The sequence below is a fragment of the Alkalibacillus flavidus genome (genome assembly GCF_040545925.1).
GTDB lineage: Bacteria > Bacillota > Bacilli > Bacillales > Alkalibacillaceae > Alkalibacillus > Alkalibacillus flavidus.
The window spans coordinates 138,312-149,254 of the sequence record NZ_JBEPMX010000007.1 but is presented as its reverse complement, the minus strand read 5'-3'; the positions used below and the strand labels follow the sequence as shown (position 1 = coordinate 149,254).

At 42.5% G+C, this 10,943-nt stretch carries 8 protein-coding genes, 14 tRNA genes, 1 rRNA gene and 2 riboswitches; of the genes, 22 read left to right on the top strand and 1 reads right to left on the bottom strand.

Annotation, left to right across the window (positions count from 1 at the left end; genetic code table 11):
• From rrf to ABID56_RS08300, 17 genes are all read left to right on the top strand, one after another.
• Positions 1–91: ribosomal RNA gene (rrf, locus tag ABID56_RS08380) — 5S ribosomal RNA — on the top strand; the annotation flags it as partial.
• Between the two features lie 32 nt (positions 92–123).
• A tRNA-Asn gene (locus ABID56_RS08375) sits at positions 124–198 on the top strand.
• Between the two features lie 6 nt (positions 199–204).
• Positions 205–296: transfer RNA gene (locus ABID56_RS08370), tRNA-Ser, on the top strand.
• A gap of 10 nt (positions 297–306) precedes the next feature.
• Positions 307–378, top strand: a tRNA-Glu gene (locus ABID56_RS08365).
• Positions 379–387: 9 nt separating this feature from the next.
• Positions 388–463 (top strand) — tRNA-Val (locus ABID56_RS08360).
• Positions 464–566: 103 nt separating this feature from the next.
• Positions 567–643: transfer RNA gene (locus tag ABID56_RS08355), tRNA-Met, on the top strand.
• A 4-nt stretch (positions 644–647) separates the two neighbouring features.
• Positions 648–724 (top strand) — tRNA-Asp (locus tag ABID56_RS08350).
• A 37-nt stretch (positions 725–761) separates the two neighbouring features.
• Positions 762–837: transfer RNA gene (locus ABID56_RS08345), tRNA-Phe, on the top strand.
• A gap of 7 nt (positions 838–844) precedes the next feature.
• Positions 845–930 (top strand) — tRNA-Tyr (locus ABID56_RS08340).
• 5 nt (positions 931–935) lie between these two features.
• A tRNA-Trp gene (locus ABID56_RS08335) sits at positions 936–1,009 on the top strand.
• Between the two features lie 4 nt (positions 1,010–1,013).
• A tRNA-His gene (locus ABID56_RS08330) sits at positions 1,014–1,089 on the top strand.
• 8 nt (positions 1,090–1,097) lie between these two features.
• A tRNA-Gln gene (locus ABID56_RS08325) sits at positions 1,098–1,172 on the top strand.
• 3 nt (positions 1,173–1,175) lie between these two features.
• Positions 1,176–1,250 (top strand) — tRNA-Gly (locus tag ABID56_RS08320).
• Positions 1,251–1,290: 40 nt separating this feature from the next.
• A tRNA-Cys gene (locus tag ABID56_RS08315) sits at positions 1,291–1,364 on the top strand.
• Between the two features lie 217 nt (positions 1,365–1,581).
• Positions 1,582–1,777: riboswitch (cobalamin riboswitch) on the top strand.
• A 138-nt stretch (positions 1,778–1,915) separates the two neighbouring features.
• Positions 1,916–4,192 (top strand): ribonucleoside-diphosphate reductase subunit alpha, encoded by a 2,277-nt coding sequence (locus tag ABID56_RS08310; RefSeq protein WP_354220164.1) that lies wholly within the window; start codon positions 1,916–1,918, stop codon positions 4,190–4,192.
• A gap of 12 nt (positions 4,193–4,204) precedes the next feature.
• Positions 4,205–5,245, top strand: coding sequence for a ribonucleotide-diphosphate reductase subunit beta (locus ABID56_RS08305; RefSeq protein ID WP_354220163.1), 1,041 nt, complete (start codon positions 4,205–4,207; stop codon positions 5,243–5,245).
• A 77-nt stretch (positions 5,246–5,322) separates the two neighbouring features.
• A tRNA-Leu gene (locus ABID56_RS08300) sits at positions 5,323–5,405 on the top strand.
• Between the two features lie 80 nt (positions 5,406–5,485).
• Here the strand turns inward: ABID56_RS08300 and ABID56_RS08295 are convergent.
• Positions 5,486–5,926, bottom strand: a complete 441-nt coding sequence (locus ABID56_RS08295; RefSeq protein ID WP_354220162.1) for a cell wall hydrolase — start codon at positions 5,924–5,926, stop codon at positions 5,486–5,488.
• A 154-nt stretch (positions 5,927–6,080) separates the two neighbouring features.
• On the opposite strand from ABID56_RS08295, the gene ABID56_RS08290 reads away from it, so the two are divergent.
• From ABID56_RS08290 to ABID56_RS08270, 5 genes are all read left to right on the top strand, one after another.
• On the top strand, positions 6,081–6,404 hold the full coding sequence (locus ABID56_RS08290; protein ID WP_354220161.1) for an ArsR/SmtB family transcription factor: 324 nt from the start codon (positions 6,081–6,083) through the stop codon (positions 6,402–6,404).
• Between the two features lie 25 nt (positions 6,405–6,429).
• On the top strand, positions 6,430–7,362 hold the full coding sequence (locus ABID56_RS08285) for a cation diffusion facilitator family transporter (RefSeq protein ID WP_354220160.1): 933 nt from the start codon (positions 6,430–6,432) through the stop codon (positions 7,360–7,362).
• 30 nt (positions 7,363–7,392) lie between these two features.
• Complete coding sequence (locus ABID56_RS08280; protein ID WP_354220159.1) at positions 7,393–8,208, top strand: ZIP family metal transporter; 816 nt, start codon at positions 7,393–7,395, stop codon at positions 8,206–8,208.
• A gap of 140 nt (positions 8,209–8,348) precedes the next feature.
• Positions 8,349–8,450, top strand: a riboswitch (purine riboswitch).
• 126 nt (positions 8,451–8,576) lie between these two features.
• The gene (locus ABID56_RS08275; protein WP_354220158.1) at positions 8,577–9,938 is read left to right on the top strand and encodes a nucleobase:cation symporter-2 family protein; all 1,362 of its coding nucleotides are present in this window, start codon (positions 8,577–8,579) and stop codon (positions 9,936–9,938) included.
• Positions 9,925–10,917 carry an aromatic ring-hydroxylating dioxygenase subunit alpha gene (locus ABID56_RS08270; RefSeq protein WP_354220157.1) on the top strand — a complete coding sequence of 331 codons (993 nt, stop codon included), beginning with the start codon at positions 9,925–9,927 and terminating at the stop codon, positions 10,915–10,917. Before ABID56_RS08275 ends, ABID56_RS08270 begins: the two co-directional genes overlap by 14 nt.
• The last annotated feature ends 26 nt before the right edge of the window (positions 10,918–10,943 follow it).

Sequence of the window (10,943 nt, the reverse complement as noted above, 5' to 3'; positions counted from 1 at the left end):
CACCTGTTCCCATGCCGAACACAGCAGTTAAGCTCTCTAGCGCCGATGGTAGTTGGGGTTCTTCCCCTGCGAGAGTAGGACGCCGCCGGGCTGAAATATTCCTTCATGGACAGTTAAACATATTCCAGCGTAGCTCAGAGGTAGAGCAGTTGGCTGTTAACCAATTGGTCGCAGGTTCGAATCCTGCCGCTGGAGCCATTTATTGGAGAGCTGTCCGAGTGGTCGAAGGAGCACGATTGGAAATCGTGTAGGCCGCTACCGCGGTCTCGAGGGTTCGAATCCCTCGCTCTCCGCCATTAAGCACACGGCCCGTTGGTCAAGTGGTTAAGACACCGCCCTTTCACGGCGGTAACACGGGTTCGAATCCCGTACGGGTCATTTTTGATCGGAGGATTAGCTCAGTTGGGAGAGCACTTGCCTTACAAGCAAGGGGTCGGTGGTTCGAGCCCGCCATCCTCCACCATTTAAAATTATTGGTTGACTTTCAACTTAATAAAAAGTACACTAATAAACGTGTCATGTTTAGTTTTCACTGGGATCCATAACAATGGATTAACAGTCAATATCGCGGGGTGGAGCAGTCTGGTAGCTCGTCGGGCTCATAACCCGGAGGTCGTAGGTTCAAATCCTACCCCCGCAACCAAATTGGTCCGGTAGTTCAGATGGTTAGAATGCCTGCCTGTCACGCAGGAGGTCGCGGGTTCGAGTCCCGTCCGGACCGCCATTTTAAAAATGAATAATCGCAAGTGTTATCATTCATTGGCTCGGTAGCTCAGTCGGTAGAGCAACGGACTGAAAATCCGTGTGTCGGCGGTTCGATTCCGTCCCGAGCCACCATTTGTTTGGAGGGGTAGCGAAGTTGGCCAAACGCGGCGGACTGTAAATCCGCTCTCTCAGAGTTCGGCGGTTCGAATCCGTCCCCCTCCACCACTTTTAGGGGTATAGTTTAATGGTAAAACGAAGGTCTCCAAAACCTTTGATGTGGGTTCGATTCCTACTACCCCTGCCATATGGCGGTCGTGGCGAAGAGGTTAACGCACCGGATTGTGGCTCCGGCATTCGAGGGTTCGAATCCCTCCGGTCGCCCCATTTGATATTGGGCCATCGCCAAGCGGTAAGGCAACGGCTTTTGGTGCCGTCATGCGTAGGTTCGAATCCTACTGGCCCAGCCACTTGCGGAAGTAGTTCAGCGGTAGAACACCACCTTGCCAAGGTGGGGGTCGCGGGTTCGAATCCCGTCTTCCGCTCCATTTTTTTAATTCTAGACTTCTCAAAATACCAGCTATCGATGGCGGCATAGCCAAGTGGTAAGGCAGAGGTCTGCAAAACCTTTATCACCGGTTCGAATCCGGTTGCCGCCTCCATATCTCATTTCAAATTGATTACATAAGCCAAGTTGGTAGACGTTACGTTTATCAACTTTTTTTGTTTTATAGTCCGCTGTTTTCCCGTCTCTATTGCTATCTATCGACGTTCTCTACAGTCCATCATGATATTTTTTCATACATTCACTCTTGCTATATTAATTATTTTCTATTACACTCAATATATAGTTGTTTTGTTACAACTTAAAACTACATATTGTATTCAGCTTATGCGGATGCCTTTGATAGGCTTAATAGGGAATTTGGTGCAAGTCCAAAACTGCCCCCGCAACTGTAAGCGTGGATGAAATGGGAATGACCACTTTATAAGATGAGTTAGAGCTACTTATAAGGGAAGGCCCAGAGTAAAAAGAAGCGTAAGTCAGGAGACCTGTCTGTATGAGCCGAGTTACATTGTCTTCGGGGTGAAAGAGAATGGAACGACAGCGGTGATTACAGGTAGGTAACAACTCTACCATTGTCATATAAGTCGTTTTATTCGCTTTCAACCTCGTTGGAAGCGAATTTTTTTGTATTAGGGAGGTTTCTACATGTCGATGGTGACGAATGTAAGTACAGTCGTTTTAAATGGTGATGATCAAAGTGCTTTTTCAGAAAAGCGACTTCGCCAGTTTATTCACGATGTGACGGAAGGTTATGAGCATTTAGATGTCTTGTCGTTTGAAGAAAAAGTGATGATGACGATGACTCAAAAAGGCGAAGTAACAACACATCAAATTACGAATGAATTATTGTTGCGAGGTTTAGACCATATTAGCCCTCAAGAACCTGATTGGACGTACGTATGCGCAAGAATTTACTTGCGTCAAATGTATCAACAAGCAGCATATAATCGACAATACGAGTCAAATGAACGTTATGGATCGTATTATGAACTGCAACAATTACTTAGCAACAAGGGGATTTATAGTTTTGATATATTAGATCATTACTCGAAAGAAGAACTGGACGAAGCGAGTTCTTGGATCGTATCTGAACGCGATGAAGCGTTTACCTACATTGGACTTAGAACATTAGCCGATCGTTATTTAGCGACAGATCATGATGGACACGTCTATGAATTGCCTCAAGAACGATTTCTAACCATTGCGTTAACGTTAATGATGCATGAGCCACAATCCAAACGCATGGAGCTAGCAAAGGAAGCATATTGGGCGTTAAGTAACCTTTATATGACGGTTGCAACGCCAACACTTGCCAATGCGGGTAAATCGTATGGGCAATTGTCGAGCTGTTTTATCGAGACAGTCGATGATAGCTTACAAGGGATTTATGATTCAAATACAGATATTGCGAACTTATCGAAAAATGGGGGCGGCATCGGCGTTTACCTTGGCAAGATTCGTTCACATGGCAGTTCGATTAAGGGATTTAAAGGTGTTTCGAGCGGTGTAATGCCGTGGATGAAGCAATTGAACAATACGGCTGTCAGTGTGGATCAACTCGGCCAACGTCAGGGGGCTATAGCGGTTTATTTAGATATTTGGCATCGAGATATTTTTAAGTTTTTGGATGCGAAATTAAATAACGGCGACGAACGTCAACGGACGCATGATCTGTTTACAGGAGTGACGCTACCGGACCTTTTCATGGAGAAAGTGGAAGCCCGTGACGATTGGTATTTGTTTGATCCACATGAAGTAAGAGAGGTAATGGGTTTTAGTTTAGAAGATTATTATGATGAAAAGCTGGGATCTGGGGCGTTTAGAGAGAAATACGAAGCATGTGTGAACCATCCTGAATTGACGAAAGAAACTGTGCCCGCGATTGATGTAATGAAACGAATAATGGTCAGTCAGCTTGAGACGGGGACGCCTTATATGTTTTATCGTGATGAGGCAAATCGGCAAAATCCCAACCATCACACCGGTATGATTTATTGTTCAAATCTTTGTACTGAAATTATGCAAAACCAAAGCGCGACAACAGTTGATGAGCAGTATACCGAAGACGGTAAAATTGTCGTGACGAAATCGCCTGGGGACTTCGTGGTTTGCAATTTATCGAGTATCAATTTAGGCAAAGCGGTTCCTGCAGAAGTTCTTGAGCGTCTGATTCCGATTCAAGTCCGCATGTTAGATAATGTGATTGATTTAAACCATATTCCAGTGTTACAAGCACAAATGACGAATCAAAACTATCGTGCCGTCGGATTAGGGACATTTGGGTATCATCATTTGTTAGCCTTAAACGAGATCGCATGGGAGTCTGAAGAGGCAATACAATTCGCAGATGAGTTATATGAACAGATTGCTTATTTAACGATTCAAGCGAGTATGAAGTTGGCGCAAGAAAAAGGCGCTTATCCGTTGTTTAAGGGGTCGAAATGGGATGATGGAAGCTATTTTGATGATAAAGGCTATACGAGTGAAGTATGGCAAAGGTTGAAACAAGACGTGCAGTCATATGGCCTTAGAAATGGCTATTTAATGGCTGTCGCACCGAATTCTAGTACGAGCATTATTGCAGGGAGCACGGCGAGTATCGATCCAATATTTAAGAAATTTTATTCTGAGGAAAAGAAGGATTATAAAATTCCGGTCACAGCACCAGACTTAAATCCTAAAACGTTTTGGTATTATAAATCGGCTTACGATATCGATCATCAATGGACGATTGAACAAAATGCAAAGCGTCAACGCCATATTGACCAAGCTATTTCCTTTAACTTTTATGTCCGAAATACGATTAAAGCGAAAGAATTGCTCGATTTGCATTTATCGGCTTGGAAGTCAGGTTTTAAAACGACGTACTATACGCGCTCAACGTCTTCAGATATTGACGATTGCGTAAGTTGTGAGTCATAAAGGAGGTTAATCATGGAACAGACAATGCGAGAACGCCAATTATATGATTTGAATGCGCCTAATCAATCGACAGGTATTATTAACGGTGAAAGTTCAAATGTTCTTAACTGGGATGATGTCCGGTTCAAATGGGCCTATCCGATGTATAAAAATATGCTCGCTAACTTCTGGACGCCGTTTGAAATCAACATGTCGAACGATCAGAAACAGTGGGCTGAATTAACGGAAGACGAACGCGAATCGTTTAAAAAGATCATCGGCTTATTAGCGTTTTTAGATTCAGTACAAACGGATTATTCGGCAAAAGTAGCCGATTATTTAACCGACTCGAGTCTGGCAGCACTGATGCAAGTGTTATCCTTTCAAGAAGTTGTTCATAACCAGTCTTATTCGTATGTCTTGTCATCTCTCGTTGATAAACAAGAGCAAGATGCTATTTTCGAATATTGGAAGCATGATGAGGTGTTAATGGAACGGAATCAGTTTATTGCTGATGGGTATGAACGGTTTGTGAAAGAAAAATCACCGCAAGCTTTCATAGAATCGGTCGTGTATGATGTCGTGTTAGAAGGCTTGTTTTTCTATGCAGGATTTGCGTTTTTCTACAACTTAGCCCGTAATCAGAAGATGGTGTCAACGAGCACGATGATTAACTATATTAATCGCGATGAACTATTGCACGTGAATTTGTTTGCTCATATCTTTAAAGAAACGTTGAATGAGAATCCTGAATTGAATACAGATGAGAATCTGCAATTCGTGACAGATACATTTCGCGAGGCGACAGCACTAGAAGTGAAATGGGGCGAACATATCATTGGTAATAAAATTGATGGGATCAATATGAATGAGTTAGAACAATACATTCAATACACAGCGAATAAACGGTGTAAGTTAATGGGGGCACCTATCCCATTTCCAGACGTCCAAGACAATCCGCTTAAATGGATTAAGGCCTATAAAGATGCCGACGAAGGTAAGTCCGATTTCTTCGAGCAGAAATCGCGTCAATATACGAAAGTGTCGGATGATAACGGATTTGATGAATTGTAAATTTGAGTGGCATAGTATCTTGACAAACAAGCCATTTCGTCATATTATGGTTAATGCACGTGAAAAAACGTGTCCATGCCGGTGTGGCGGAATTGGCAGACGCGCGTGACTCAAAATCACGTTCCCTCGTGGAGTGCCGGTTCGAGCCCGGCCACCGGTACTATAATTCAAATAAAACCCACAAATGTTGAGCAATCAATATTTGTGGGTTTTATTTTTTGATTAGAGCTAAAGTAACGGTCAATACCGATAAGCACTATCACACGTACTAGCCTGTGGTTCATAATAACAATGTTCTTTATAACGTCCGGTAAGGGGTTGGCTGAACCATGTTGGAGGGCATTCATCATACGGATTAAAATACCAAAGCGCGTACTTTGCAGGTTGTTGTCTCCAATACTTCACAACTTGTCGGGCTAATCGTTTTTCTGTTTCTCGTGCTCGTTGATAAAATAAATTTCCTTCTTGCACAGCTTCAAAAGAATAATTTCCGCCTTGAATTTGAAAGATTACGTCACGTATAGAGCTTAATCCTTCAAAGTCCAAACAATTCGCTCGTGCTCGGTTGACGATGACGTTCCCTACCATTAACATACCTAGTCGACCTTCACCGACGGCTTCCGCACGAATCATTCTTGCAATTAAATCGATGTCACTCTCGGTATATGCGACTCTCGCCACGGTTATCACCTCATAACTATTTTATGAAAACAACTGACGTCAATGAATGTTTTATAAACTTTATGAAATCACACGCTATTTGACACAGAAGCGCTTTCTTTATTAATATATGAATATATATTAATATAATCATATTCAGAAGGGGTGTATCCCTATGAGTGATGAGCAACATATGAAGATGCATCATGAATCTTTAGATAACGAGACGCTTTTTGTTGTGTCACAAACGTTCAAAGCGCTTGGTGACCCTACGCGTATTCAGATACTTCATTTACTATTTCATGATGAATATTCGGTGAATGGGATCGCTCAAGCCTTAGACTTAAGACAATCAACAGTCTCTCACCAGCTCCGATTTTTGAAAAACTTACGCTTAGTTAAATATCGTCGAGACGGTACAACACTATATTATTCGCATGATGACGAACATGTGATGAAAATGTTAGAGCAAACGATCGAACACGCTCGTCATAGTTAACATTGTAGAATTTGGAGGTATTAAGATGGGGCATGATCATGGACATGACCATACACACGGTGCGAATAAAAAAGCACTGTTTATTAGTTTTTTAATTACGAGTGGTTTTATGATTATCGAAGCAATTGGTGGTTTTTTGACAAATAGTCTTGCCTTATTATCGGATGCGGGTCATATGTTGAGTGATTCAGTCTCACTTGGTGTTGGCTTACTCGCATTTACGCTTGGTGAAAAAGTGGCGGACTATAGTAAAACATTCGGTTATAAACGGTTTGAAATATTAGCGGCTGTGTTTAATGGTGTCACGTTAGTATTCATTGCGCTTTATATTTTTTATGAAGCGTATCAACGTTTTATTGATCCACCTGAAGTCGCTTCGATCGGAATGCTTGTGATTGCGATTATTGGTTTTGCGGTTAATGTGTTAGTCGCTTGGATCTTGATGCGCCAGGGTGATACAGAAGACAATTTAAATTTAAGAGCTGCTTTCCTCCATGTTTTAGGTGATTTACTCGGTTCAGTTGGAGCGATTGTAGCAGCATTACTTATTATGTTCTTCCAATGGGGGTGGGCTGACCCGCTAGCGAGTGTCATCGTCGCTAGTTTAGTTTTAATTAGTGGCGTAAGGGTATCGAGAGAATCGGTTCACGTCTTAATGGAAGGTAAACCAAAGAATGTAGATTTAGACGAAGTTGTTCAAAGTATAACGAGTATCGATGGTGTCCAAAGTATTCATGATTTACACGTATGGAGTATAACGAGTGGTCAAAATGCGTTGTCATGTCATGCTGTTGTAGAAGATGATTTAACCGTGAGTGAATGCCAATCGCTGCTACGAGGAATTGAACATGAACTGGAACATCAAAAAATAGGTCACGTGACCATTCAGTTAGAAAATGACGATCATCCGCATGACGATTCCTTAATGTGTCAATTGGATACAGAAAGTCATCATTAAATGTTGAAGTCGATTTGGAGTGGATAACATATGATTGATATCTTTATATCGTTAAGCCCTGTGATGCAAGCATTACTCGCGACGTTATTTACGTGGGGGATGACGGCTTTAGGGGCTGCGCTTGTATTTACGACGAAAACGATGAGTCAAAAATTACTCGATGGGATGTTAGGGTTTGCAGGAGGTGTCATGATTGCGGCGAGCTTTTGGTCGTTATTGGCACCGGCGATTGATATGGCTGAATCTGATACATTGCCAGCGTGGGTAGCGGCAGCATCAGGATTTCTGACAGGTGCCTTTTTCCTTTGGGGGATTAATAAATTGATACCGCATATGCATCCGAATACGTCGATGACAGACGCTGAAGGGATGAATCCGAGCAAGCGTAAACGAAGTACGTTGTTAATTTTAGCGATTACGTTGCACAATATTCCAGAAGGTTTGGCCATTGGCGTGTCTTTTGGAGCAGTCGCAGGCGGTTTTGATTCTACTTCACTTGCAGCCGCTGTGACATTAGCCCTTGGAATAGGTATTCAAAACTTCCCAGAAGGCACAGCTGTCTCGATGCCACTTCGACGAGAAGGGATGTCACGCCGGAGAAGTTTTATGTACGGTCAGTTTTCGGGTATGGTTGAGCCGATCTCAGCTGTTGTCGGGGTATTGGCGGTGACGATGATGGAACCGTTATTACCGTTTGCGCTTAGTTTCGCAGCAGGGGCGATGATTTTCGTCGTGGCTGAGGAAGTGATCCCTGGCTCGCATGAAAATGGCCATAAAGATTTAGCATCATTGAGTTTAATCGTAGGTTTTACGATTATGATGATGTTAGATGTGGCACTAGGTTGAAAAAGTCGCGATGATTTATAAAAAACAAACTTTTAAAATGCATAATTGATTAATCATTCGTTTTTTGTTACATTATAATTGTAACGAATAAGAAAAACTCATTTATAAATACAATTAACGAACATTGAATAATTGAATTAATATTCGATCTATATGTTTTTCATATAATAGCGGGGATATGGCCTGCGAGTTTCTACCAGTTTACCGTAAATAAACTGACTATGAAGAGCAGTACAGGGTGTAGTCTATCTATCATGATTAGAGGACAAGTGTAGTGTATACAGCTCGTCGTACTTGCTTTTCAGATGAAAAGTAGGTATGGCGAGCTTTTTTATTGTGATTAGAAAACCAAGAAGGGATGGGGTAAAATGGGACAATCAAATGAAGCGGGTGTCGTGACGTCTCATGAAAGTCATGAGGAACAGACATCTGTAGGGAAATCATTTTTTGTGGGGTTGCAGCATGTTTTGGCGATGGATTTGTTTATTCCGCCGATCATTTTAGCAGGGCTATTGTCTTTATCGGTCGGTGATACAGCGTTATTAATACAAATGACGTTTTTAGCGTGCGGGATTGCGACGTTAATTCAAGCTGGGTTTGCGATGAAATTACCCGTCATGCAAGGGCCTTCGTTTGTGCCGTTAAGTGCGTTAGCGGCGATTGGTTCGACATCGGGTATGGGGGCAATGATTGGTAGTTTAATGCCAGGTGCCATACTCATCGCGTTGTTAGGAAAACCGCTTAAGTTGTTTAGTAAAGTGGTATTGAAATTCATTCCGCCGATTGTGGCTGGAACGGTGATCGTGGTCGTTGGCATTTCGTTGATGCCGAGTGCGATTAATTCGATATATAGTGCTGAAGGGAGTTTTAATGTTAATTTCTTTATAGCCTTTTTAACGGCAGCTGTCCTAATTGGTAGTATGTATATCGGTGAGAAGACGGCTTCACAGTTTAAATTTATTAAATTAATGTCGGTGATTTTATCGCTTGGCATTGGGACGATTACCGCTTCATTCTTCGGTTTAGTCGATTTCTCATCAGTCGCTTCGTCGTCTTGGTTTGCTTTACCGAGTATTTTTGCTTTAGGGACACCGACGTTTGAATTAGATGCGATTTTAATTATGATGTTGATTTATGTCATTGTCGTGATTGAAACGACCGGTACGTGGTTTACGGTCAGTGAAGTGTCAGATCAAGAGCTAGATGATAAACGGCTCAATGGCGGTGCGTTTGGCGAAGGGTTAGGTTGTTTTGTCGGGTCGTTGTTTGGTGGTACGCCTGTGACAGGTTATTCATCCAATGCCGGTATTATTGCGATTACAGGTGTTCGGAATCGTAGACCCATTTTAGCAGGCGGTATGATTTTAGTTGCGTTAGGCATGATGCCGAAATTTATGAATGTGATTGCTAGTATTCCTGGTGTCGTTATTAATGGAGTGTTTGCGATTTTATGTGTTGTGATTATGATGAACGGTTTTAAAGTCATTAAACATTCACCATTTACTGAACGGAATATGATCGTCATTGGTGTACCCGTGATGATGGCTATGTTTGCGGTGCTCATTCCAGCTGAGGTGTCGAATTCGCTTCCGAATATCGTTATGTATATCGTGTCGTCTGGGACGGCTGTAGGAGCTATTAGTGCCCTCGTATTAAATATCGTGTTACCTGAAAAATCGGATGATCAAACGGTGACGACAGAAAGGGAGATGACGTATGCAACAAGATAAATTATGGAATCAATGGCATCCTGTTTGTAAGGCAGATGAGGTGACCGATGAACCGAAACAAGTCCGTGTGTTAGGCGAGCCTGTTGTGTTATTTCGTAACGAAAGAGGTGTCCACGCGTTTAAAGACTTGTGCATTCACCGCGGTGCTTCCTTATCGTTAGGAAAAGTTGTCGATGGGCGCTTAGTTTGTGCTTATCATGCGTGGGAGTATGACGGCACCGGAGCATGTGTTAAGATTCCAGCACTTCCTTGTGAACGCCCGATCCCTAAAAAGGCAAAAGCAGTCGTCTATCATTGTCAAACTTATTTAGGCCTGATTTGGGTCTGTTTAGGTGATGCGCCTGAAGCCCTTGTTGACTTTCCAGAGTATGGATTAGACGATCATCGCACGGTAATTTGTGGTCCTTATGACGTGAAGGCGAATGCACCGCGCATTATCGAAAATTTCCTCGATGTGTCACATTTGATGTTTGTGCATGAAGGCATGTTGGGGGATGCTGACCATGCTGAAGTTGTCGATTATGATGTGAATTTTGTCGATGGTCGATTTATCACGAGTAAGATTCCTGTTTATCAGCCAGATGCAGATGGTCGTGGACAAGGTGGTTATACGGATTATGTTTATGAAATTTTAAGCCCGACGGTTGCACGGTTTACGAAAACGACGGAAGGCTTGGATGAGGCATTGACGATCTTTACGGCTGTGAACCAATTAGATGATGAACAGTGCCAAGTCTTTATGTTATTAACGCGAAATTATGAATTAGATCAACCAGATGAGCCTTATCGAGAGTTTCAAGACACGATTTTTTATCAAGACCTCGATATTGTCGAAAGTCAAAAGCCAGAATTGCTGCCGTTAGATTTGCAAGCTGAAATGCATCTTAAATCAGATGCCCTTACGATCGCTTACCGTCGTTGGTTAGATGAGCTAGGCATTGAAAACGGTACGATTCAAAAGCAGTCAACGAGAACCTAGCGTCATCAACAATTAATGTGATATAG